The organism is Rhodoglobus vestalii, assembly GCF_006788895.1.
Classification (GTDB): Bacteria; Actinomycetota; Actinomycetes; order Actinomycetales; family Microbacteriaceae; genus Rhodoglobus; species Rhodoglobus vestalii.
In genome coordinates this window covers 2799325-2823150 of sequence record NZ_VFRA01000001.1, presented here as the reverse complement: position 1 = coordinate 2823150, position 23826 = coordinate 2799325, and the positions used below count along the sequence as shown (strand labels likewise).

The 23826-nt window shown below is 58.1% G+C and carries 19 protein-coding genes; 10 read left to right on the top strand and 9 right to left on the bottom strand.

The genetic code is table 11. From position 1 onward, the window contains the following. Positions 1-50: 50 nt before the first annotated feature. Positions 51-2129, bottom strand: a complete 2079-nt coding sequence (locus FB472_RS13880) for a DNA gyrase/topoisomerase IV subunit B (RefSeq protein WP_141991382.1) — start codon at positions 2127-2129, stop codon at positions 51-53. Positions 2130-2344: 215 nt separating this feature from the next. Here FB472_RS13880 and FB472_RS13875 point away from each other — a divergent pair, with 215 nt between their 5' ends. Further along, positions 2345-2575 carry a DUF7455 domain-containing protein gene (locus tag FB472_RS13875; protein ID WP_021809724.1) on the top strand — a complete coding sequence of 77 codons (231 nt, stop codon included), beginning with the start codon at positions 2345-2347 and terminating at the stop codon, positions 2573-2575. 98 nt (positions 2576-2673) lie between these two features. Next, entirely contained in the window at positions 2674-3636 is a 963-nt protein-coding gene (locus tag FB472_RS13870; RefSeq protein WP_246078246.1) for a sugar-transfer associated ATP-grasp domain-containing protein, read from the top strand. Between the two features lie 46 nt (positions 3637-3682). Here the strand turns inward: FB472_RS13870 and FB472_RS13865 are convergent, their stop codons facing one another. From FB472_RS13865 to FB472_RS13855, 3 genes are all read right to left on the bottom strand, one after another. Then, on the bottom strand, positions 3683-4381 hold the full coding sequence (locus tag FB472_RS13865) for a coenzyme F420-0:L-glutamate ligase (protein WP_141991380.1): 699 nt from the start codon (positions 4379-4381) through the stop codon (positions 3683-3685). A 7-nt stretch (positions 4382-4388) separates the two neighbouring features. Next, positions 4389-5771 carry an RNA polymerase sigma factor gene (locus FB472_RS13860; protein WP_141991379.1) on the bottom strand — a complete coding sequence of 461 codons (1383 nt, stop codon included), beginning with the start codon at positions 5769-5771 and terminating at the stop codon, positions 4389-4391. A 153-nt stretch (positions 5772-5924) separates the two neighbouring features. Further along, entirely contained in the window at positions 5925-6848 is a 924-nt protein-coding gene (locus tag FB472_RS13855) for a proteasome assembly chaperone family protein (protein ID WP_141991378.1), read from the bottom strand. Positions 6849-6949: 101 nt separating this feature from the next. Between FB472_RS13855 and FB472_RS13850 the strand changes: the two genes are divergently transcribed. The 3 genes from FB472_RS13850 (at position 6950) to sucB (ending at position 11450) form a co-directional block, all read left to right on the top strand. Then, positions 6950-8437 carry a leucyl aminopeptidase gene (locus FB472_RS13850; protein ID WP_170192105.1) on the top strand — a complete coding sequence of 496 codons (1488 nt, stop codon included), beginning with the start codon at positions 6950-6952 and terminating at the stop codon, positions 8435-8437. 97 nt (positions 8438-8534) lie between these two features. Further along, positions 8535-9908, top strand: a complete 1374-nt coding sequence (lpdA, locus tag FB472_RS13845) for a dihydrolipoyl dehydrogenase (protein ID WP_141991376.1) — start codon at positions 8535-8537, stop codon at positions 9906-9908. A 60-nt stretch (positions 9909-9968) separates the two neighbouring features. Further along, positions 9969-11450, top strand: coding sequence for a 2-oxoglutarate dehydrogenase, E2 component, dihydrolipoamide succinyltransferase (gene sucB / locus FB472_RS13840; RefSeq protein ID WP_141991375.1), 1482 nt, complete (start codon positions 9969-9971; stop codon positions 11448-11450). An 11-nt stretch (positions 11451-11461) separates the two neighbouring features. Here sucB and FB472_RS13835 read toward each other — a convergent pair whose 3' ends face one another. Continuing rightward, a complete protein-coding gene (locus FB472_RS13835; RefSeq protein WP_141991374.1) occupies positions 11462-12874 on the bottom strand; it encodes a protein kinase in 1413 nt (470 codons plus the stop codon). Between the two features lie 241 nt (positions 12875-13115). Between FB472_RS13835 and FB472_RS13830 the strand changes: the two genes are divergently transcribed. Then, positions 13116-13832: a DUF4191 domain-containing protein gene (locus FB472_RS13830; RefSeq protein ID WP_141991373.1), complete on the top strand. Its 717-nt coding sequence runs from the start codon at positions 13116-13118 to the stop codon at positions 13830-13832. 102 nt (positions 13833-13934) lie between these two features. Here FB472_RS13830 and FB472_RS13825 read toward each other — a convergent pair whose 3' ends face one another. Continuing rightward, entirely contained in the window at positions 13935-14339 is a 405-nt protein-coding gene (locus tag FB472_RS13825; protein WP_141991372.1) for an RDD family protein, read from the bottom strand. A gap of 136 nt (positions 14340-14475) precedes the next feature. On the opposite strand from FB472_RS13825, the gene glnA reads away from it, so the two are divergent. After that, a complete protein-coding gene (glnA, locus tag FB472_RS13820) occupies positions 14476-15912 on the top strand; it encodes a type I glutamate--ammonia ligase (protein WP_141991371.1) in 1437 nt (478 codons plus the stop codon). Positions 15913-16029: 117 nt separating this feature from the next. On the opposite strand, the gene FB472_RS13815 is transcribed toward glnA, so the two are convergent. Both FB472_RS13815 and FB472_RS13810 read right to left on the bottom strand, forming a co-directional pair. After that, positions 16030-18960 carry a bifunctional [glutamine synthetase] adenylyltransferase/[glutamine synthetase]-adenylyl-L-tyrosine phosphorylase gene (locus tag FB472_RS13815; protein WP_141991370.1) on the bottom strand — a complete coding sequence of 977 codons (2931 nt, stop codon included), beginning with the start codon at positions 18958-18960 and terminating at the stop codon, positions 16030-16032. Between the two features lie 16 nt (positions 18961-18976). Next, positions 18977-20314, bottom strand: a complete 1338-nt coding sequence (locus tag FB472_RS13810; RefSeq protein WP_141991603.1) for a glutamine synthetase family protein — start codon at positions 20312-20314, stop codon at positions 18977-18979. A gap of 151 nt (positions 20315-20465) precedes the next feature. Between FB472_RS13810 and panB the strand changes: the two genes are divergently transcribed. Then, positions 20466-21302, top strand: coding sequence for a 3-methyl-2-oxobutanoate hydroxymethyltransferase (gene panB, locus FB472_RS13805; RefSeq protein ID WP_021809739.1), 837 nt, complete (start codon positions 20466-20468; stop codon positions 21300-21302). Positions 21303-21372: 70 nt separating this feature from the next. Next, a complete protein-coding gene (gene gdhA, locus FB472_RS13800; protein WP_141991369.1) occupies positions 21373-22722 on the top strand; it encodes an NADP-specific glutamate dehydrogenase in 1350 nt (449 codons plus the stop codon). Here the strand turns inward: gdhA and FB472_RS13795 are convergent. Beyond that, entirely contained in the window at positions 22719-22898 is a 180-nt protein-coding gene (locus FB472_RS13795) for a methionine aminopeptidase (protein ID WP_141991368.1), read from the bottom strand. The genes gdhA and FB472_RS13795 overlap by 4 nt on opposite strands. Positions 22899-22946: 48 nt before the next feature. Between FB472_RS13795 and map the strand changes: the two genes are divergently transcribed. Beyond that, complete coding sequence (map, locus tag FB472_RS13790) at positions 22947-23813, top strand: type I methionyl aminopeptidase (RefSeq protein WP_141991367.1); 867 nt, start codon at positions 22947-22949, stop codon at positions 23811-23813. Positions 23814-23826 lie beyond the last annotated feature (13 nt).

The following is a 23826-nucleotide window of genomic DNA, read 5'->3' as shown; positions in this document are numbered from 1 at the left end:
AAGCCAGTGAGAGAAGTTCGGCGCGCAGGCACTTGAGCTGCCCAGGAGAGCTAAATATCGATGCGGTCCCGGTCAAGACCCTGCCCCTGAATGATGAACTCCTTGCGCGGGGCAACCTCATTGCCCATGAGCAGTTCGAAGACGGATCCCGCTTGTTCGGCATCTGAAATGTTTACGCGGCGAAGAACTCGGTTGTTGCGATCCATAGTTGTGGTCGCCAGCTGATCTGCATCCATCTCCCCCAAGCCCTTATAACGCTGGATAGGATCCTGAAACCGTTTGCCCGATTTTTTGAGCCCGGCAAGCACCGCGTTGAGTTCCTTCTCGGAGTAGGTGTAGATCGTTTCGTTGGGTTTCGAACCGGGATTCAGAACCACGACCCGATGCAGCGGCGGAACTGCCGCATAGACGCGACCATCCCGAATCATGTCGGGCATGTAACGGAAAAAGAGCGTGAGCAGCAGGGTGCGAATGTGGGCACCGTCGACATCTGCGTCGGCCATGATGATGACTTTGCCATAGCGCGCCGCAGTCAAATCGAAGCTGCGACCTGAACCGGCACCAATCACCTGGATAATCGATGCACATTCAGCGTTCGAAAGCATGTCACTTATCGAAGCCTTTTGAACGTTGAGAATCTTGCCGCGAATAGGCAGCAACGCTTGGTATTCACTATCGCGGCCCAGTTTTGCCGTGCCGAGTGCCGAGTCGCCCTCCACGATGAAAAGTTCACTGTTGGCCACGTCACTGGAACGACAATCCACAAGCTTCGCGGGCAAGCTAGAACTCTCAAGCGCATTCTTTCGACGCTGAGTCTCTTTGTGGGCGCGGGCAGAAATCCGAGACTTCATCTCGGCGACAACCTTGTCGAGCACCAGCGAAGACTGCGCCTTGTCGTCTCGCTTGGGTGAAGAGAATTTTTCGGCAAGAGCTGCCGTCACAACCTTGGCGACGATTGCACGGACGGCGGGTGTTCCGAGGATCTCCTTGGTCTGACCCTCAAACTGAGGCTCGGGCAGACGCACAGTCAACACGACGGTGAGCCCTGCAAGCACGTCGTCTTTGTCAAGCTTGTCGTTGCCAAGCTTCAAACGACGCGAATTCTTTTCGGTCTCGGTGCGCAGGAATTTAAGCAAGCTCTGCTCGAAGCCCGCAAGGTGCGTTCCGCCCTTCGGCGTCGCAATAATGTTCACAAAACTTTTGACGATTGTTTCGTAGCCTGTCCCCCACCGCAGGGCAACATCCACTGCGCAGTCGCGCGAGACCTCGGTGGATACCATGTGACCGTTCTCTTGCAAGACGGGCACACTTTCCGTGAAGCCCCCAGAACCAGTCAGGCGCCAGGTGTCGGTGATCGGCGGATCGACCGCGAGGTGCTCCACGAATTCTGAAATTCCTCCCTGGAACGCAAAACTCTCATAATGAGGCTCCGCGCCCCGTTCGTCAGACACGTTGAGTCTGAGATTGGGCACGAGGAAAGCAGTTTGGCGCAGTCGGTCAATCATTTCATCTGATTGGAACGCGGCACCCTTGGTGAAAATCTGGCGATCAGCCCAGTAGCGAACGCGAGTTCCGGTACGCCCTCTGGGAACCTTCCCGACGACCCGCAGCTCACTGCCAGACACAAACGGCGTGAACGGCGCATCCGGCGTTGGGGCCCCAGAATCAGCGAACGTGCCCGGCTCGCCGCGATGGAAGGACATCGCCCACGTCTTACCATCACGGTCGACCTCAACATCAAGTCGTTCCGATAGCGCATTCACGACTGAAGCGCCAACTCCATGGAGCCCACCGGACGCCGCATAGGAACCAGAACCGAACTTTCCCCCCGCGTGAAGCTTCGTGAAAACAACCTCGACACCGGAGAGACCTGTCTTGGGTTCAATATCCACCGGAATACCGCGCGCTCGATCTCGAACCTCGACGCTCTCATCGGCGTGCAGAATTACGCTGATCTCCGAACCATGCCCATCTAGAGCCTCATCGACGGAGTTGTCAATGATCTCCCAGAGGCAGTGCATCAGTCCACGGGAGTCAGTGGAGCCGATGTACATGCCCGGACGCTTGCGAACGGCCTCGAGCCCTTCCAGTACGGAAAGGTGACGGGCTGAATAGTCAGAGCTCGCGATGATGCGCTCCTAGAGTTTGACGACGGGAGAACTGGTTAAAGAGTACGTTCTCCACACGACGTTGCCGCTTAACAACACCCAACGCCTTGCCGTAAGCCACGGTGACTAGTTCTCGTACGCGCTGAGCGAAATGCCCCTGATGTAGGAACAATCCGCAGGTGCGCATGCTTGTATAGGTGTACGGATTAACCACCGCCAAGTAGAAGGAGTAGGCCATGTCGCACACCGCTGCAGAAGACACCACAGTCGATGAGATGGACTACACCCTCACGGCCCTTGACCGCTGTGACAGCTGCGGTGCTCAGGCATACGTCCGCGCAACGCTCGCCAGTGGCGATCTCCTCTTTTGTGCACACCACGGAGCGAAATTTAAAGAGAAACTGCTCCCGACGGCTCTCAACTGGGTCGATGAGTCGAGTCGATTGACTGCTGGACGAACCGTTTAGTCCGCGGCCAGTGGGCTTGTTACCGGCACGCGTTTCGGTGTGAGCCACGTGGGAGAACCGTGAAGCGAATCAGACACTATGTGTCTCGTCTGAGGTCATTGAACGTTTCCAACATGCTTGCGGTGGCACGCGCAATCAGCGTGCGCAGCCGCACCCCTACGGTCCTCATTCTTCTCGATATGGTTTGGTGTTCGCTCGTTTACCAGGCGGGTTATCTCGACTATGAAGAGTTCGAGTTCACTGTGCTCAGCCGGGCTGAACGGCGCACATGGATTACCAGCGGGAACGCAAATTCCATCGTCGTCAAATACAACCAACGTGAGTTTCGTGAGCGTTTCTTCGATAAGCCAACGTTCAACGCGACGTTTGACGAGTGGCTTGGGCGTGATTGGCTCGATCTCCGAACAGCGAGCGAGGCTGACTTTGTCGAGTTCGTCAGATCCCATGATCCCATCATGGTCAAAGTCGTCGACAGTATGAGTGGCGCGGGAATCGAAAAACATTCCGGTGCGGAGCTTGTTGACGCCCACGCGCTCTATCGCCAGCTAATGGAAAACCGTCAATTCTTGGTTGAAGCGTTCATCCAACAGCACCCAGGCATGTCAGCTCTATGCCCAACAAGTGTTAATTCGCTGCGCATGATCACCTTCTTCGACGGAGCGGATGTACACGTGCTCGAGGCGGTGCTGCGAATGGGTAACGGCGCCGACGTCGACAATTATGGCCGCGGCGGCATGTACACCGTTCTCGATGAGAAAACGGGAATCGCGCCTTTCGGAGCGTTCGATAAGTTTGCCAACACGTTTACCGAACACCCTCAAACCGGAACACCCATCATCGGGTTTCAGGTTCCGCTCTACACCGAAGTTCTCAGCACGCTCGACACCGTGGCACGTGTTATCCCGCAAATCCCGTACGTGGGTTGGGACATCGCGATTTCGCCCAGCGGTCCGGCAATTATTGAGGGGAACTACAACACGGGTGTTTTTCAGATGAAGCCGAGCCTAACCGGAATCAAAACCGGACTACTGCCAAAATTCCGGGAAGTCATCGACTTCTGATATCCGCGACTTCTGATACCCGCGCCGGCTGCCGTGCACGCTAAACCTAGCCTGTACGACGGATGACACCCAGCGGCGTGCTCTGATGGTCCTGTCCCAGCGGATTGTCTTTCAGTACCTGCAGCACTAGCTTGTTTGTCGTCTTGTCGGTGGACCCCAGAATGTTTCCGCCAAAGTCATTAATGTCGACAACAGATACCGTCAGCGATCCACCGAGCGCCCGCGCAATGTCCGTTGCGACACCATCCGGTCGCGCAGGCCCGAGCACGACGTGGGAGTCGTACGGCGGGATAGTATTTTTGGTCGGTCCATCAATGGCGCGAGCTTTCGGACCAGCAATGCGATAAAAGTCGCCACGACGCCCCAGCGCTTTCGACACAGCCGCGACGGCTGCCGCGAGCAGGATGCGTGGAGTACCGCATTCGCGAAGGGCCATCTCCATCGTCTCCGGCATTCCCAGGCCGATACCGTGTGAAGTTTTCGTGACGTATTTAGAGAGCGTTGTCGCGAGTTTGCGCGGCACAATTTCGTCGATTGGGTACGCGCGACCCTGTGTGATTCCGATGATTTTTTCGGTCACAAAGAGAATGTCGCCATCGCGCACGACACTTGCTGCGTACTCCGACACCACCTGCACGATGTCGTCGTCACGAACCACCAACCGAGTCTTGATGGGAAGCCGTTCGTAAACGACTCCATCAACCTGAACGGTAAGGCTCTTACCATCGTTCGCTTGAGCACCCATTATCGACCTATTCGAGGTAGTCGCGCAGTGACTGTGACCGTGAAGGGTGACGCAACTTGGCCATCGTCTTCGACTCGATCTGACGGATGCGTTCGCGGGTCACGCCGAACGTGTCACCGATCTGATCAAGAGTCTTGGGCATTCCGTCGCCCAAGCCGAAGCGCATGCGGATTACTCCAGCTTCGCGCTCCGAGAGCGAATCAAGAAGACTCTCTAGTTGCTTCTGCAGCATCGTGAATCCGACAGCATCCGCCGGAACAACAGCCTCGGTGTCCTCGATGAGGTCACCAAACTCGCTATCGCCGTCTTCGCCAAGGGGTGTGTGCAGCGAGATCGGCTCACGGCCGTACTTCTGAACTTCAACTACCTTCTCGGGAGTCATATCTAGTTCGCGGGAAAGCTCTTCTGGGGTGGGTTCGCGACCCAGATCCTGAAGCATCTGACGCTGAACACGAGCGAGCTTGTTGATCACTTCAACCATGTGCACGGGGATGCGGATCGTGCGAGCTTGATCGGCCATGGCGCGAGTGATTGCCTGGCGGATCCACCATGTGGCGTAGGTGGAGAACTTGAAGCCCTTCGTGTAGTCGAACTTCTCGACGGCACGGATCAGGCCCAAGTTTCCCTCCTGAATTAGGTCAAGAAACTGCATTCCACGGCCTGTGTACCGCTTCGCAAGGGAAACCACCAGTCGAAGGTTCGCACCAAGCAGGTGGCTCTTTGCACGCTGGCCGTCTTTGGAGACCCATTGCAGTTCACGACCGAGAGTAGAACGGACCTCTGCTGATGTCATGTCGGCGAGCTTGTCTTCGGCGAATAGTCCCGCTTCGATGCGCATCGCAAGTTCAACTTCTTGAGCTGCGTTGAGCAGTGCGACTTTACCGATCTGCTTCAGGTAGTCCTTGACGGGGTCAGCCGTGGCTCCGGTAATCGCTGCAGAATAGACAGGAACATCATCCTCGTCATCAACCAGCGAAAGTACTAGCGCACCTGTTGGCAGGGCTTCATCTTTACTGGTCGACTTTTCTTCTTGGTCGTCGTCTTTCGACTCGTCGTCGGCGTCCACCTCGACGATGTCCACGGTGGATGCCGCGGCCTTCTTGGTCTTCGCTGGTGCTTTGGCTGGCGCCTTCGTGCTGGGCTTCTTAGCTGCGGCGGCCTTCTTTGCCGTAGCCGATTCGGCGGTCGACTTCGTCGTCGCTGCTTTCTTGGCGGCTGGCTTCTTGGCGGCCGGCTTCTCGGCGGCCGGCTTTGTGGTGATGCTCTCTGCACTATCGGTCGCTGTCGACGCTTCGTCTGCCGTTGTGGCGGCTTTCGTGCGTGCTGCAGCCTTAGCGGGAGCTTTATCTGGTGCGGTTGCGGACTCCGCAGCCTTTGTTCCGGTCGCCATCTCAACACCTTTCCGAGGTTTTCGGGCAGTACTAAGACCCATGTCAAGTAACTTGATGCGCTGCACGAGGCAAAACGGATCTAGAACAAGACCGGGTCTTAGCACTATTATGCCACGCTTTTTAGGTGTCAAAAACCAACGCTAGGAGGGCAGTTACGTGGTGCTGTCATCATCTCCTGCACGTCGAATAGCAAGGAACTTCTGCAGTTCAGCTGCGATTTCATCGGCGGAAGGAAGTTCGCCGTCTTCGTCCGTAAGCGGCGACCGCATCGGGTTATCTTGCATGTAGTTGTCGTGACGCTCTTCGAGGGTGCCCACGAGTCTCGCGAGTTCCTGATTGCTTTCGACCTGACTATCGATTTTGGCCACAAATTCGCGGCCATCTTCACGAAGCCTGTCGGTGGGGAAAATGAGGCCCGTTGCGGCGCTGACGCTTTCAAGCGCAGCCACGGCCGCGGACGGCCATTCTGTATCGGCTAAGTAATGTGGGATGAGCAAAACGAACCCGGTGGTCGGATGCCCCAGCTCCTGCAGTCGAAACTCGATGAGATGCATCGCGTTGGCAGGAACCTGAGTATGCGGCTTCCACACTGACAGGGAGTCGATTAGCTCCCGGCGATTGCCGCTCACAGTCACGCCAATACTTCTTGTGTGCGGGACCGGCATCGGGATCGCGTGAACCCAGGTAGTGGACTTGACGTCGAATTTCTCGACAAGCCGCAGAACGGCTGCCGAGAATCGTTCCCATTGGAAGTCGGGCTCATAGCCCGTGAGAAGGAGAAAGGGTTGGCCCAGTTCATCTTTTGCCAAATACAGCTCAAGTCTCGCGGGCCGATAGTCACTCAAATGATCTTGGTCAAAGTAGATCGTTGGGCGTCGAGCGCGGTAGTCGAGGAGGGCATCGTTGTCGAATGCGACAACAGGAGTACGTTCCAGCGTGTCGAGGAGGTACTGGCTGAGCTGGCTGACCGCTCCGCCAGCATCAGCAAAACCGGTGAGCCCAGCCACGAGCGGGAGTCCGCGGGGCACGTCGGCGACATCGGTCACGATGTCATATAAGCCGGCAGGATCTCTCATGCAACAATTCTAATCGTGCGCACGCCAGCATCCCGCGGTTTACGGTGCACAACGTCAAGCTGCTAGCGAACATGCAGCTAGATGCTCGATATCATGGTGGGATGACCGTTGCTACTCTGCACTTGTCCACCCTTCCCGCATCACAGATTGACGCCGACGTACTCGTCATCGGAGTAGTGAAAACCGAATCTGGACCGCAACTCGTTGACACCTCAGCCGAGCTCGCTTCGTTCGCTGCGGCCCTGAGTATCGTGGGTGCAACGGGCGGCCAAGACGAGCTGCACCGCATTCCCGCATCCGGAATCGGGGCACCGGCCGTGGCCTTTATCGGGCTCGGCGACAAAGATCGCACCGCAGAAGTATTGCGGTACGCCGCCGGGTCAGCTGCGCGCCAATTGCGCGGAGCCGCTCGCATTGCCTTGGCCCTGGGATCCGATTCACGGGACGACACACTGGCAGTACTCGAAGGCGCTGCGATCGGCGCCTATTCCTATGATGTGTACCGCTCAACCAAGCCAGAAGCGGCAAAGGTTCTTGCCACCGACATCACGGTAGTCAGTCCAATCGACGATGCCGCACTGGTGGAAAGGGCCGCGATCATTGCCCGGGCAACCCATGTGACTCGTGATCTTGTCAATGAGGCTCCTCGCGAGCTCTACCCAGCAACCTTTGCCGATCGAGCTAGCGAGCTTGCAGCCCTCGACAATGTTGAGGTAGAAGTACTTGCGGAGAAAGAACTTCACGAGGGCGGATTTGGGGGCATCCTCGGTGTCGGCCAAGGATCGAGCAGGGGGCCACGTCTCGTTAAGCTGAGCTACAACCCACCGGGAGCGACGAAGCACCTCGCTCTCGTCGGCAAGGGAATCACGTTCGACTCTGGCGGGCTTTCACTCAAACCAGGTCTCGGCATGATCGGCATGAAGTTCGATATGAGCGGTGCAGCAACGGTGATGTCCGTGGTTGAGGCATGCGCAAAACTCGGCACTAAGGTTCGACTCACCGCCTGGCTCTGCCTCGCGGAGAACATGCCATCAGGTACCGCGATTCGACCGAACGATGTGCTGACTATTCGCGGCGGTAAGACCGTGGAGGTTCTCAATACCGACGCGGAAGGTCGGCTCGTCATGGCTGACGCGCTAGTTGCTGCAAGTGAGGAGAACCCCGACGCAATCGTTGACATTGCAACACTCACCGGTGCCGCTGTGGTTGCTCTCGGAAACCGCTATGCGGGCACCATGGGCGATAAAGAACTCGTCAACCAGATAGTCGCCGTCGCCGATCGAGTTGGTGAGCCGTTCTGGCCAATGCCCATCAGTCCTGAACTACGCCCCATGCTCGCATCTGATATCGCCGACATTGCGAATATCAAGGCTGGCAATACAGCCGCGGGCATGCTTATCGCTGCCGCCTTCCTTAAAGACTTTGTCGGCAAGCGCGCTGGGAGCAGCGAAACCATTCCTTGGGCGCACATCGATATCGCTGGCCCGTCTGACAACCGTGGCACGGGCTGGGGTTATGTGGGAAAGGGCGCTACCGGAATCGGTGTGAGAACACTCATTGAACTGGCCGAGGAATTTTCTCGACCGTAGTAAGGTTTTTTTATGCGGTATTTTTCCGCACCATCCGGTCGCACCGTGACACACTCTGCGGGCCGGCCAACAATTTCCTTTCAAAGGAGCTGCTGTATTGGCTGAGCACAATTTTGATCTTGTCGTTCTTGGTGGAGGAAGCGGTGGCTACGCAGCCGCATTGCGCGCCTCCGAACTAGGCATGACCGTCGGGTTGATCGAGAAGGGCAAGCTCGGCGGCACCTGTCTGCACGTGGGGTGCATCCCGACGAAAGCACTACTGCATTCGGCAGAAGTTGCTGACGTTACTCGGGAATCCGCGAAGTATGGCGTCACAGCCACCCTCGAGGGCATCGACATCGCCGGGGTAACGAAGTACCGCCAAGACATCGTTGACAGTAAATACAAGGGGCTCCAAGGTCTCATCAAAATGCGCGGGATCACCGTCATTGAGGGTGAAGGCAAGCTGGTAGCACCCAACACCGTTCAGGTTGGCGACGAGACCGTCGTCGGCAAGAACATCGTTCTTGCTACGGGTTCGTACTCGCGTTCACTGCCGGGCCTTGACATCGGCGGCCGCGTCATCACCTCCGAGCAGGCTCTCGAGCTCGACTTTGTTCCCAAGAAGGTAGCCGTTCTTGGCGGCGGCGTAATCGGAGTCGAATTCTCCAGCATCTGGAAAAGTTGGGGCACCGACGTAACGATCATCGAGGGTCTCCCCCACTTGGTCCCGGCCGAAGACGAATCGGTAAGTAAGCAATTCGAGCGAGCGTTCCGTCGTCGTGGCATTAAATTCCACACCGGCGTGCGGTTCAAGAGCGTCGAACAGAATGACGACGGGGTGGTCGTTACGCTCGAAAACGGTGAGACTGTCGAAGCTGAGCTTCTTCTCGTCGCCGTTGGGCGCGGTCCGTCAACAGCAGGTCTCGGATTCGAAGAAGTGGGCGTTGAAATGGATCGCGGCTTCGTGTTGACCAACGATCGACTCGCCACCAACGTGGAAGGTGTCTACGCCGTCGGCGACATTGTTCCCGGCCTCCAGCTCGCGCACCGTGGGTTCCAGCACGGAATCTTCGTCGCTGAAGAACTCGCCGGTCTCAAGCCGATCGTGATTGACGACCTCCACATTCCGAAGGTCACTTATAGCAATCCCGAAGTTGCGTCGGTCGGCCTTACAGAAGCAAAGGCGATCGAGCTCCACGGTGCTGACAAGGTCAAGGCTTACGACTACAACCTGAGTGGCAACGGTAAGAGTTCGATCATTGGCACCGCAGGATCCATCAAAGTTGTTCGCGTCGTCGATGGCCCCGTGATCGGTGTCCACATGATCGGCGCACGCGTCGGGGAACAAATCGGTGAAGCGCAACTGATTGTCAACTGGGAAGCGCACCCAGAAGACATCACGCCGCTATTGCACGCCCACCCCACTCAAAACGAGGCGCTCGGCGAGGCATTCCTTGCACTGGCAGGCAAGCCGCTTCACGCGGTCTAGGCCTCATCTCAACTACGGAACTAAGCTATTGATGACAATCATCACAAAGGAGCAGTACTGATGAGTGAATCCGTTAACCTTCCGGCACTCGGCGAGAGTGTCACCGAGGGCACGGTGACCCGCTGGCTTAAGCAGGTCGGCGATCGTGTAGAGGTTGACGAGCCCCTGCTCGAAGTCTCGACGGACAAGGTCGACACGGAGATTCCCTCTCCCGTTGCTGGCGTCATCGAAGAGATTTTGGTTGCCGAAGATGAGACAGTTGAGGTCGGCACTGCACTGGTAAAGATCGGTGACGGATCGGGTGGTTCGGATGCCGCCCCCGCTGCCGAGCACGAGCCTGCGGCTGCGGAAGCTGCGTCTGAAGCTGCTGCGCCTGAAGCTGCTGCAACTGAAGTTGCTGCGCCCGCGGCTGAAGAAAAAGCTGCACCGGCTGCCGAAAAGATTGACGAGCCATCCACCGAAGCTCCCGCCCCCGAGCCAGCAGGGGCCGAAACTGCACCTGCACCGGCACCTACACCGGCACTTGCGAAGGATGCCCCCGCCGAAGCACCGGAGTCCGCTGCGCCCACCGCACAAGCGGATGAATCAGGTACCAGCGATCCTTCAGATTCTGACCACTCGGATTCGGACGACTCACAAGCTGGCTACCTCACGCCTCTCGTTCGCAAGCTCGCCAATGAGCGCGGTGTCGACCTGAGCACAATCACCGGTACCGGTGTTGGCGGTCGCATTCGCAAGCAGGATGTTCTTGAGGCCAGTGAGAAGTCAGCGCCAGCGGAAGCGTCCGGCGCTGCTGCTGCCGCACCCGCCGCTCGCGAGATCTCAGCGCTCCGAGGAACGACAGTTCCGATGTCGCGCCTGCGCAAGGTGATTGCCGAACGCGCTGTAATTTCGATGCAGTCTTCGGCGCAGCTCACATCTGTAGTAGAGGTCGATGTCACTGCCGTTGCCAACTACCGCAAATCGGTGAAAGACGAGTTCCTCGAGAAGACCGGAACGAAGCTTTCTTTCCTGCCGTTCTTTGCCCTTGCTGCAGCCGAAGCACTTACGTCGATTCCGATTATCAACGCGACAATCGAAGACAACTCGATTGTGTACCCGGCGCAGGAAAATATCAGCATTGCTGTCGACACCGAGCGAGGACTTCTTACGCCCGTGATCCGCGATGCCGCCTCGCTTGACCTTGCAGGTCTCGCGAAGGAGATTGCGGATCTGGCGCAACGAACCCGCGATAACAAGCTCACTCCTGACGAGCTTTCCGGTGGTACGTTCACGCTGACTAACACGGGTTCACGTGGCGCGCTGTTCGATACCCCGATAGTTTTCCTCCCGCAGTCAGCCATTTTGGGCACAGGAATAGTCACGAAGAAACCCGTTGTCATCAGCGATGCGAATGGTGACTCAATCGGAATCCGTTCAATGGTGTACCTGGCCTTGAGTTACGACCACCGCATTGTGGATGGTGCTGACGCGGCTCGATTCCTTGTTGATGTCAAGAATCGTCTCGAAGGTGGCAACTTCGCCGACAAGTTGGGCATCTAGCTCCGCCCCAATCAATCAGGCAGCGTATAGCTCCTCATTCGCCAACCGGCCTCGCCCTTCACCAAAAGAACCGTGGCCGGTTTGTCGTTGGCCGAACTGGTGAGCGAAAAGATGACGGAGTCGCCCAACTCTTGCGTGACCAGCACCTCGTCAAAACGCAACAGGACCTCATTATTGAGCTCACCACCAGAGATGATGTGACCAATCAACTCTGAGTCAGCCATGAACGCGGGGGAATCAGCCTGGGCTACATCACGGAGACAACCCTCTGAAAGGTCACGGAAGCAGCGCTCTCGTGTGAACAACAATTCACCGAGAGCGAGTTGCGGGTCCGCGTTAACCGGTGATGCGGTTGGCACGACGGCACTGTGCGATGTCGAAGACAGCAATTCGGGAGGTTCGATAGCGTCCGGCGGTGCCACCCCAGCAACAAGCAGTGCGGTCACGAGTGCCGCTGTCGCGATACCGGCCAGTAGCCACATTCGTGGCCGAACCGGCGCAACCCATCGGCGCGCCCAGGTTCGAAGGTGCGACAAACGCAATCGCAACGCCACAAGACCTCGAACAAGTTCGTTCTGGAGCCACGAAGGGATACCAAAAACACTGATTCTGTCGCTCGGCGCACCGACCGCTTCTGTCGCGGCACTCCCCAGCAAAGTGGAGACCCGACGAGGCTGCGGATCATCCTGTGAAGCACTCGAATCCGCGCCAACAACGCGAACGGGCTCGGGTGCGCCAAGGGCAAAGAGTCGCTCCTCGAGAGCAGCCGCCCACTGGGGATCGTTGGTTAGGAGGGTCGATGTCATCCACGCGATCCCGTCTTCAAGCTTTTGTTGGCCAGAGGAATCAGACCGCACAACCGAAAGTACGATTGCGCACAGGTGAGTAAGTGAAGCAATATCAGAGCGGACTGCGGAGTTGTGCGACAGCTCTGCCGGGGTGGACTGCGGCACGAAGCGAGCTGCTTGGGAGAGACCGATAAGTACGGGGCTCCCAGATTCACGAAAAAGAACCGAATCGACGCTGACACCACCATGAACAATTCCGGCGCGATGCAGGCGAGCAAGGGTTTCCACCAGCGGCACAAGAATCGTTATTGCCTCCCCCGCCGTGAAGTGGCCCCGTGATTTCAGGAGCTTGCTGAGCGATGTTCCCGGAATCCACTCACACACAGCGACCAGTCTGTTGCCGCTGACACTCGCAAGGTCATACACCGCTGGCAGGTGCGGGCTAGAAATACTCGTCATCGCTTCGCACTCTGCGAGAATGCTCGAGGACGGGACTCCATTGAGGTAGCACTTGAGGACGACAAGCTCAGCAGGGGATTCGGTTGGCAAGGCAGGCTGGGCGAGGACAGTCACCGCGCGAGCTGTCTCTGCAATTGTGCGCACGATCCGATACCCTGCGAGGCTTTGATTAGTCACACGTCAATCCTGCCCATCGCTCTCATCGCGGAGGATGAAAAGGAGCACCTTGTGCACAGGTTGTGGTCCAAGACCGACTGTGGAGAAGTGTTCTCCTCGGGGTGGAACGCGATCGATTGTGGAGCCGTGGAGCTCTGCCGCGATACCCACACGATGACAAAAAAGGCCCTCACTCAGCTCAAGCAGGCTACTCGCAGAGCCAACGACGCAATTACCTTCAGACAGGCCCTATCCTAGAAGCATGGCACGCAGAGAAAAGAAGACAAAGGCTCCAAAAGAACCCGGTCGCATGAAGCAGATGTACCAGGTCTTCCAGATGACGAGACGGTACGACAACCTTGCAACTTGGTTTTTCCTACTCGCGTTTCTCCTCCCCATTCTCATCGCCCTTGCGCTGGCATTCCTGCTGTCCGCCGGTAACGTTCTAGGTTTTGTGCTCTACATCGTTTCCGGTGTCATGGCGGGCCTGCTCGCGTTTCTCATTGTGCTTGGTCGCCGCGCAGAGCGGGCTGCCTACTCCCAGATAGCCGGACAACCCGGTGCCGTCGGTGCCGTCTTAAAGAGCTCGCTGCGCCGTGGGTGGACTGCAAGTGAGATGCCCATAGCAGTCAGCCCTAAAACTCAGGATGCGGTCTATCGCGCGGTCGGCAAAGGAGGGGTCGCATTGATTGGAGAAGGCCCCCGAAGCCGAACCCAGCGGATGCTCGAAGACGAGCGTCGCAAGCTCGTGCGCTTCTTGCCGAATGTTCCCGTGCACTTCATCTATGTGGGGCCAGATGCCGAATCGGTCGCGCTCCACAAATTGGCACCCACTCTCGGCCGACTCAAAAAAGTCCTCCGAAAGCCAGAGATTCTGGCAATTTCTAACCGTCTCACGTCACTCGATAAGAACGGGCTCCCCATTCCCAAGGGAATCGACCCAATGAAGGCACGAGCTCAGCGCTCACAGCGGGCATAGTGCTCACAGCGGGCATAGTGCTCACAGCGGGCATAGTGCTCACAGCTCGGCACTCAGCACTCAGCACTCAGCACTCAGCACTCAGAGCCCACCGCAAATTTCCTACCTACGAACGAGCAGAGTTCCAGCAACTCTGTCGTGCATGCCGCGTTGATCGGCATCCCAGATTACAGCCGGGATTACAATCGCCACCAGTAGGGTGCGCACAATCGGACGCCACAGACCGAGAAGACCCCCGGTAAGCGGGACCACTCGCATCCCCGTGATGAGATGCCCGAAGCTGCCATTCGCGGTGATGAGCAATACGATTTGTGCTGCGACGAACACCCCAAGAGTGGCGAGAGAATCGTAATCGAAAAATGCGACCGAGACGATCACCGCAAACCCCCAGTCGATTGCGAGAGCAACGATACGGCGACCGAGTCGTGCGATAGAACGTGGGCCGTCCGGGGGGAGCCCGATGCGCCTGCCCGGCCAATCGTCGTTGGAGTTTTGTTGCTGGTTCACTTGCTCAGCCTAACGAATCACGGGCACGTAACATGCCCGAAACAATGCGGAGATGCTCGCGAAATCCGAGTTCTGTAGTCTAAGAGGCGGTTGAAATTTCAACCGATCGCCAATGAAGCCCCGGGAGTTCCACTCAATGTCTCATCCGAAGTTCGCCAATTCGTCTGAGGTTCTTGCATTTATCAAGGACACAGACGTGAAGTTTCTCGACATCCGGTTCACCGATCTGCCGGGCATCCAGCAGCACTTCAACATTCCTGCAGCCGCAGTCGATGAAGACTTCTTCAGCGTCGGCCAGCTCTTTGACGGTTCATCAATCCGCGGGTTCCAGTCCATTCACGAATCCGACCTCCAGCTAATCCCCGACGTCAGCACCGCGTACGTTGACCCGTTCCGTGTCGAGCGCACACTGATCATCATTTTCGATATTTACAACCCCCGCAATGGTGAGATCTATGCCCGCGACCCGCGCCAAGTCGCCAAGAAGGCTGAGAAGTACCTCACGTCGACCGGAATCGCCGACACCGCGTTCTTCGCTTCCGAGGCAGAGTTCTACATCTTTGATGACGTGCGCTACGAAGTAAAAGCCAACAAGAGCTTCTACGAAGTTGACTCGAGCGAAGGCGCCTGGAACAGCGCACGCACCGAAGAAGGCGGAAACCTCGCAAACAAAACGCCATTCAAGGGCGGCTACTTCCCCGTCTCCCCCGTCGACCAGCACGCAGACCTTCGCGATGACATCGTCGTAAAGCTCATCGATGTCGGACTCGACGTCGAGCGCAGCCACCACGAGGTTGGTACCGCCGGACAAGGAGAAATCAACTACAAGTTCGACACCCTCGTTCACGCCGGAGACGACATCCTCAAGTTCAAGTACATCGTGAAGAACACGGCGAACGAATGGGGCAAGACCGCGACGTTCATGCCGAAGCCGCTCTTTGGCGATAACGGCTCAGGAATGCACACCCACCAGTCGCTCTGGAACGACGGCACACCGTTGTTCTACGACGAGAAAGGCTACGGAGGGCTCAGCGACACCGCGCGCTGGTACATCGGTGGACTGCTCAAGCACGCGCCAGCCGTGCTCGCTTTCACGAACCCGACCGTCAACTCGTACCGTCGCTTGATCCCCGGGTTCGAAGCACCCGTAAACCTCGTGTACTCGGCAGGAAACCGTTCAGCGTCAATTCGAATTCCGATCACGGGAACGAACCCTAAGGCAAAGCGCATCGAGTTCCGCGCACCCGACGCTTCGGGTAACCCGTACCTCGCGTTCGCGGCGCAGTTGATGGCGGGTCTCGACGGCATCAAGAACAAGATTGAGCCACACGAGCCCGTTGATAAGGACCTTTACGAGCTGCCTCCCGAGGAAGCTCGCCTGATTCCCCAGGTTCCGGCGTCGCTCGAAGAAGCACTTGTCGCTCTTGAGGCTGACCACGAATTCCTCATGGAGGGCAACGTCTTCACGAAGGATCTCATCGAGACCTGGATTGATTACAAGCGCACGAACGAGCTTCTTCCGTTCGCGCAGCGCCCGCACCCGTATGAGTACGAACTGTACTTCGGCGTCTAAGCAGTAGCTAGCGCTGGTTGGGGCTGCATCCTTGAGGGGATGCGGCCCCAACGGCGTTAACGTGACGGTGCGTAATCATCGCCTCACGCACGGCGGCGATAGAGCGACAGACCACTGTTATGAGCGCACCGGATTCACAACCCCGTAGAACCGGCGCTCGAACACCCGTCGCGACCGACGTGTCGCACGCAGGTAATCTTCCTCAAGCTTGCTCGCAGATCGTGGCGGGTATTCCAACATGCGCGAGATTCCTTCAAGCTGTAGTCGGTCAGTCGGCAGCACGTCAGATGTTTTCGAGGTCCACAGCGTAATCGCAGAGCGCGCACGCGAAGCCAAAATCCAGGCCTCACGCAAGCGTGCGGCCTCGGAGGCGGTCACAAGTTTCTCCGCGACCGCAGCGTCAAGAGCATCCAGCGTCGACGTGGTTCTCAACCCGGGCACCCGCGCACCATGCTGAAGTTGCAGCAGCTGAACAAACCACTCGACATCACTGAGCGACCCGCGTCCGAGCTTGAGGTGTCGCGATGGGTCAGCCGCCTGGGGAAGCCGCTCCGACTCAACCCGAGCTTTGATCCGTTTTACCTCGCGCACATCCTGGGGCGAAATCTCTTGCGGGTACCTCACCCGATTAGCCAACGCTTCAAAGTCACTCAGCAGCGCCTGGTCACCTGCTACACCACGGGCACGCAAAAGCGCCTGAGCTTCCCACGTGAGCGACCAACGTTCGTAGTAGGCCTCATAGGAGTCCAAAGAACGCACGATTGCACCATTCTTGCCCTCTGGTCTCAGATCGAGATCGAGATCCAGCGGAAGCTTCACATCTTCCGTGACGCGCTTCAGGCCCTTGGCGATGGCGTCAGCACGCTTGGCCGCATCTTCGCTTTCGGCGTCGATAGCCCGGTAAACGTACATGACGTCGGTATCGGATCCGAAACCTGACTCGGCGCCGCCGTAACGACCCATAGCGATGACACCGAACTCGATCCCATCCGGTTCAGGGCGGAGCACTGCCAGGGCGCCCTCTAGCATCACTGTCGTCACAGCGCTGAGTCCGCGACCCAATTCCTGAAACGACATGACACCGAGGATCGAACCAAGTGCCAAGCGCAACACTTCGCGGCGCCGTGCCGTGCGAAGCGCTACAGCCGCGGCATCCTCATCTCCGCGGTGACGGGAAACTATTGCGCGTGCCTCCTCGCGGAGCACGTCTGCTGACCGTGGGCGTAGTTCCTTCTCTGATTCCAGCCAGGCTGCGGCGTCCGGAATTCGTTCAAAGAGCGCACCAACGTATTTCGACGCGGACAAGACATGGGTGAGTCGCTCGGCGGCACCCGAGGAGTCTCGCAGCATCCGTAGGAACCAGTACGACTCACCCAGCGCTTCGCTGAGGCGTCGAAACGCGAGCAGCCCATAGTCGGGGTCGGCTCCGTCAGCAAACCACTGCAGCATGACAGGCAGGAGCGTCTTTTGGATCGTTGCACGGCGGCTGACTCCGCCGGTGAGCGCTGCAATGTGTGACAGCGCGCCTTTCGGGTCGAGAAACCCGATGGCGGCAAGTCGCGCCGATGCCTGCTCACTCGATAGCGCGAGCCCCTCTTCGGGAAGCGCGGCAACCGCCGACAGCAGTGGGCGATAGAACAATCGCTCGTGCAAGCGCCGAACGGCAATTTTGGTTCGCTGCCACTGCTCGGTGAGATCGTTGGCGCTCGTGGCGACACCGGTGGCTCTAGCAAGCACACGCAGTTCGTCAGAATCGCGCGGCATCAGATGGGTGCGTCTTAGTCGCGACAGCTGGATGCGGTGCTCCAACAAACGCAAGAAACGGTAATCGCGGGCAAACTCTCGCGCCTCAGTGCGGCCAATGTATCCCTGCTCGGCCAACGCAATGAGTGCGTGGAGGCTCGATGTCTGCCGCACTTGATCGTCACTCTGACCGTGCACTAGTTGCAGCAGTTGCACCGTGAATTCGATGTCTCGCAGTCCGCCGGGGCCAAGCTTGAGTTGCACGTCGCGTTCTTCTGGCGGGATATTTTCGGTGACACGCTCGCGCATCCGCTGAACGGACGCGACAAAATTTTCGCGGGAAGCGCTCGACCACACCATCGGCGCAACCGCGGCAACGTATCGGGTACCCAAATCGTGGTCACCCGCGATTGGCCGGGCCTTGAGCAGCGCCTGAAACTCCCAGCTGTCGGCCCAACGTTCGTAATAGGCAATGTGCGATTCAAGAGTGCGCACGAGAGCGCCATCTTTGCCCTCGGGGCGGAGGTTGGCATCGACCTCCCACAGGCCCGGTTCGAGCGTGAGGTCATTGATCCCGTGCATGGTGTGAATAGCGAGACTCGTCGCGATATCGACCGCACGGTCAGCACCAATGCCATCGGGCTCGGTCACGAAGATGACGTCAACGTCAGAAACATAGTTGAGCTCGCGAGCACCCGCCTTGCCCATTCCGATGATAGCCACGCGGGTTGCCGCAATGTCAGCGGCCGGAAACTTGACTGTGCGTCGCGCGATACTCAGAGACGCTTCGAGCGCAGCGCCGGCAAGATCTGCCAGTGCCATTGTCACGCGATCCACTGCGCCGAGGGGATCGTCTTGGGCGAGATCCCAGCCAGTGAGGTTGGCCAGTTCTCGGCGGTAACGGATGCGGAGGGCCACCCACGCGTCTTCACCGTTCTTTCCCTCAACGGCTGCGGCGAGAACCGCGACGTACTCCTGCGGCGTGAGTGGTCTAGGAATAGCCACCAACAGGGCTTCTAATTGATTTGGATGTCGAACAAAGAAATCTCCGAGCCCCGCTGAGGCCCCCAATACCTGCACCAGCCGGACCGCCGCCTCAGCACTTTCGAGAAGGGGCTCAAGCTGGTCACCCGCCGTTTCCGACAGCGAAAGGAGCAGCCGCAATGCTTGATCTGGGTCTGCTGCCTGCGCAAAAAGTTTCGGAACTTCGGGGCGATCGAGAGCGACGAGGCGTTCGCGCGCTTCGCCGAGTTCGACGAAACCCAGTTTGGCAAGTTCGGTCAGTGTGTATGGAGACCTAGACATAAGACGACCGAAACCTCTAAAGGATCTCTAGACTGCTCTCCAGCTCGTAGGGGGTGACCTGGGCGCGGTACGCCTTCCACTCGCGACGCTTATTGAGCAGTACATAGTTGAAAACCTGTTCGCCGAGCGTTTCCGCCACCAGTTCTGAACTCTCCATGATGCTCAGCGCGTGGTTGAGGTTAGAGGGCAACTGTTCATAGCCGAGCGCGCGACGTTCGTGCTCTGAGAGATCGCCAACGGCGTCTTCTGCTTCGAGAGGAAGCTCATAACCCTCTTCGATGCCCTTGAGGCCTGCAGAGAGGAGCAGGGAGTACGCGAGGTAGGGGTTCGCAGCCGAGTCGAGTGCACGATACTCAATGCGCGCGCTCTGGCCTTTGCCCGGCTTATAGAGAGGAACGCGGATGAGCGCCGAACGGTTATTGTGGCCCCACGTGACAAAGCTGGGGGCTTCGTCTCCACCCCAGAGGCGCTTGTAGGAGTTCACGAATTGGTTGGTGACGGCGGTAATTTCGGGGGCATGCTTGAGGATGCCTGCCATGAACTGGCGGCCAATCTTCGAGAGCTGGTAGTGACCGCTGGCATCGTAGAACGCGTTGGAGTCGCCCTCGAAGAGTGACATATGGGTGTGCATTCCTGATCCCGGCTGGCCCGACATTGGCTTCGGCATAAATGTGGCGTACACGCCCTGCTCGATAGCAACCTCTTTGATCACGGTGCGGAACGTCATGATGTTGTCCGCGGTAGTGAGTGCATCGGCGTAGCGCAGATCGATCTCGTTCTGACCAGGCCCGGATTCGTGATGGCTGAATTCTACCGAGATGCCGAGGTCTTCGAGCATCCGAACCGAACGGCGGCGAAAATCGTGTGCAGTGCCGCCGGGAACGTTGTCAAAAAAACCCGCAGAGTCCACCGGCTGGGGGCTACCATTCTTGAGCTTGCTGGACTTGAGCAGGTAAAACTCAATTTCGGGGTGGGTATAGAAGGTAAATCCGCGGTCGGCTGCCTTTGCCAGCGCGCGCTTGAGCACGTTCCGAGGGTCAGACGCTGCTGGTTGTCCATCCGGGGTCGTGATGTCGCAGAACATGCGCGCAGTGGGGTCGATTTCTCCGCGCCACGGCAAAATCTGAAAAGTTGTGGGGTCTGGATGCGCGAGCATGTCCGCTTCGTAGGCGCGGGTAAAGCCTTCAATAGCTGAGCCGTCGAACCCGAGCCCTTCAGCGAAAGCACCCTCAATTTCTGCAGGAGCCACAGCAACACTCTTCAGCGTGCCGACGACGTCGGTAAACCACAATCGCACGAACTTAATTCCACGTTCTTCGATCGTGCGGAGAACAAAGTCGCGCTGCTTGTCCATTGACATTGAGTCCCTCGATCCGTGCCGTGTCGCGGATGTGCGACGTCGATTGTGCCCCTCTTAGGCTACTTGCTCTGACGCCGCAATGCAGCGCAATCGCCGCCACGATCATCCAATCATTCGCTTCGACTGTGTCGTTAGACTGGCCACTATGACTGACCCTGCCGCCGCTGCCACGCAAGCAAACCCCAAACGCGTCCGCACCCGCCATTTTCAGACTGCGAAAGAGACCGGAATCAAGATCGTTGGCCTCACCAGTTATGACCAGTTGACTGCCGGTATTTTTGACGAATCGGGGATCGATTTTCTGCTCGTCGGAGATTCCGCAGGCAACAACGTGTACGGCTACGACACCACATTGCCCGTCACGATCGACGACCTCATTCCCCTTACCCGCGCGGTTGCCGGTGCTGTGACCCGTGCATTCGTCGTAGCCGATCTGCCGTTCGGCTCCTATGAGACCGGCCCCGATGAGGCGCTCCACACCGCTTTTCGCTTCATGAAGGAGACCGGTGCCCACGCGGTGAAATTAGAGGGAGGGGTTCGCAGTGCCGAGCAAATCCGTCGAATCGTGGATGCCGGAATTCCGCTCATGGCACACATTGGTTACACCCCTCAAAGTGAGCACGGTTTGGGCGGCCACGTAATCCAGGGCCGCGGTGAACAACTCGAACAGTTGCTTGCCGATGCTCATGCTGTCGAGGAGGCCGGTGCTTTCGCTGTTGTTCTCGAGATGGTTCCGGCGGATGCCGCAGCCAAGGTCACTGAGGCGCTGCGCATCCCGACCATTGGTGTTGGCGCTGGCCCCCATGTTGACGGCCAACTGCTGGTGTGGACCGATTGGGCCGGATTCACCAAAGGTCGGATTCCCAAATTCGTCAAACAGTATGCCGATCTTCGATCTACCCTCGCTGGTGCCGTGAAAGCGTACCGGGCTGATGTCGAAGACGGTTCCTACCCCACCGAAGCGCACTCTTATCACGAGTAGCTGTGTCGCAAAATAGCGCCAGCACTGCCAACATCACCACCACTGCCACCACCACTGTCGAAAGCGTTGTATGTCTGCACCTCTCTCCCCTGCAATCCGCCGCGTCCACGAAGAAGCACTTGCCCGCAACGCTGGTGAACCCGAATTTCACCAAGCACTCTCCGAGGTGCTGGAATCGATAGTGCCCGTTCTCGAGCGGCATCCGGAGTTCGTGGAGGCTGGCATCCTCGATCGGTTGGTGGAACCGGAACGCCAAATCATGTTTCGCGTTCCTTGGCACGATGACGAAGGAGCCGTGCGAGTGAACCGCGGTTTTCGCGTTCAGTTCAATTCGGCGCTAGGCCCGTACAAGGGTGGGCTCCGCTTTCACCCCAGCGTCAATCTCGGCATCGTAAAGTTCCTTGGATTTGAGCAGATCTTCAAGAATGCGCTCACCGGCCAGGGCATCGGGGGCGCAAAGGGTGGGTCAGATTTCGACCCGCACGGCAAGTCCGATACTGAGGTGATGCGTTTCGCGCAGAGCTTCATGAGTGAGCTTTATCGACATTTGGGTGAACACACCGACGTTCCGGCGGGCGACATTGGCGTCGGAGCTCGGGAGATCGGATTTCTTTTCGGACAGTACCGCCGTCTCACCAACCGACACGAGTCGGGGATGTTCACCGGCAAAGGGATCCAGTGGGGTGGGGCAGAAGTGCGCACGGAAGCCACAGGCTATGGCACCGTGTTCTTTGCCGAGGAGATGCTGGCTGTTCGCGGCGATAGCGTAGACGGAAAGCGGGCTGTTGTTTCCGGTTCCGGAAATGTCGCGATTTATGCTATCGAGAAACTTCAACAACTGGGAGCCACCCCCGTTACCGCATCCGACTCAGGCGGCTATGTCGTCGATGAAGCGGGGATCGACCTCGAGCTGCTCAAACAGCTCAAAGAAGTTGACCGTGCCCGCATCTCGAGCTATGCCGAGCGACGCAGCAGCGCCCGCTATGTGACGGGTGGTTCCGTGTGGGATGTCGCAGCAGAGTTGGCGCTGCCCTGTGCAACGCAGAATGAACTCAATGCTGACGACGCGCGCACCCTATTGAAGAACGGTCTTCAATTGGTCGCAGAGGGTGCAAACATGCCCTGCACCCCAGAAGCCGTGGAGATGTTTCAAGCCGCCGACGTGCTGTTTGCTCCGGGCAAAGCCGCCAACGCTGGCGGAGTGGCAACGTCGGCGCTCGAGATGAGCCAAAATGCCTCCCGCCAGCGCTGGGACTTCGACTCAAGCGAAGACAAACTTCGCGAAATCATGCGCGGAGTGCACACGTCGGCGTTTGACGCCGCAGAGCTGTATGGGCATCCGGGTGACTACGTCGTTGGCGCAAATGCGGCTGGTTTCAAACGCGTTGCCGATGCAATGCTCGCGCAGGGTGTTATCTAGCCGCGATCTGCTTCGCTCGCGTCGTCGTTCGCCCAGGCGCGGGCCCGCTCGGCCGCAATTTGTGGTGCGTGCTCAGCCTGCTCCCGCGTGTCGAATGGGCCGTCGCGGTCGACCCCGAGAGATTGAGGACCTTCTTCGACTTCACCGGTCTTGTGATTAAACCACCATTGCGTCATAGTCTTATCCCTTCGTCGGCCTCAAGGCTACGCCGTTAGACTGGTGAGATGCCTCGGAATACTTCTGGTCACCTCGTTCCTGGAGTGATCCCCCCAGCGTTAGCAGTTCCCCCGTCGATCACCCGGCCGGAGTATGTGGGAAAGGCTGCCCCACGCCCGTTCACCGGGTCTGACGTCTATGACGACGAGGCAGTGGGCCGCATCCGCGAGTCCGGCACGATTGCTGCCGGGGCGATCGAGGCGGTCGGGGCCGCTATCGAACCGGGTGTCACAACAGCGCAGCTCGATCAGATTGCCCATGAGTACATGGTGGCGCGCGGCGCCTACCCGTCAACACTTGGCTATCGAGGGTTTCCCAAGTCATGCTGCACAAGCATCAATGAGGTGATCTGTCACGGGATTCCCGACAACACTGTGCTCGAAGACGGCGACATTATCAATATCGACATCACGGCATACAAAAACGGTATGCATGGCGATCTCAACAAGACGTTCCTTGTGGGGACAGTCTCGGAGGATGCTCGGCTTCTCGTTGAACGCACACAAGAAGCCCTCAACCGCGGTATCAAGGCCGTTGCGCCGGGCCGCCAAGTCAATGTGATTGGCCGCGCTATCGAGTCCTACGCAAAACGTTTTGGGTACGGCGTTGTCAGGGACTTCACGGGGCATGGCGTTGGTTCAGCTTTCCACTCCGGTCTCATCATTCCCCACTACGACGCTGCACCGCAGTTCGATGATGTGATTGAGGTTGGCATGGTTTTCACCATCGAGCCGATGCTCACTCTGGGCACCTACGAATGGGATCTGTGGGCCGATGACTGGACAGTCACCACCCGCGATAGAAGTCTGACAGCGCAATTCGAGCACACGATGGTTGTCACCGAGCGTGGCACAGAGATTCTGACGCTTCCCTAATCTGCGAAAGAGG

Bases quoted from the DNA above. Each gene is read 5' to 3' on its own strand.
- FB472_RS13875 (WP_021809724.1), top strand. From the start codon at position 2,345: ATGTCGCACACCGCTGCAGAAGACACCACAGTCGATGAGATGGACTAC.
- FB472_RS13865 (WP_141991380.1), bottom strand. From the start codon at position 4,381: ATGGGTGCTCAAGCGAACGATGGTAAGAGCCTTACCGTTCAGGTTGAT.
- FB472_RS13860 (WP_141991379.1), bottom strand. From the start codon at position 5,771: ATGGCGACCGGAACAAAGGCTGCGGAGTCCGCAACCGCACCAGATAAA.
- FB472_RS13855 (WP_141991378.1), bottom strand. From the start codon at position 6,848: ATGAGAGATCCTGCCGGCTTATATGACATCGTGACCGATGTCGCCGAC.
- FB472_RS13850 (WP_170192105.1), top strand. From the start codon at position 6,950: ATGACCGTTGCTACTCTGCACTTGTCCACCCTTCCCGCATCACAGATT.
- sucB (WP_141991375.1), top strand. From the start codon at position 9,969: ATGAGTGAATCCGTTAACCTTCCGGCACTCGGCGAGAGTGTCACCGAG.
- FB472_RS13830 (WP_141991373.1), top strand. From the start codon at position 13,116: ATGGCACGCAGAGAAAAGAAGACAAAGGCTCCAAAAGAACCCGGTCGC.
- glnA (WP_141991371.1), top strand. From the start codon at position 14,476: ATGTCTCATCCGAAGTTCGCCAATTCGTCTGAGGTTCTTGCATTTATC.
- FB472_RS13815 (WP_141991370.1), bottom strand. From the start codon at position 18,960: ATGTCTAGGTCTCCATACACACTGACCGAACTTGCCAAACTGGGTTTC.
- FB472_RS13810 (WP_141991603.1), bottom strand. From the start codon at position 20,314: ATGGACAAGCAGCGCGACTTTGTTCTCCGCACGATCGAAGAACGTGGA.
- panB (WP_021809739.1), top strand. From the start codon at position 20,466: ATGACTGACCCTGCCGCCGCTGCCACGCAAGCAAACCCCAAACGCGTC.
- gdhA (WP_141991369.1), top strand. From the start codon at position 21,373: ATGTCTGCACCTCTCTCCCCTGCAATCCGCCGCGTCCACGAAGAAGCA.
- FB472_RS13795 (WP_141991368.1), bottom strand. From the start codon at position 22,898: ATGACGCAATGGTGGTTTAATCACAAGACCGGTGAAGTCGAAGAAGGT.
- map (WP_141991367.1), top strand. From the start codon at position 22,947: ATGCCTCGGAATACTTCTGGTCACCTCGTTCCTGGAGTGATCCCCCCA.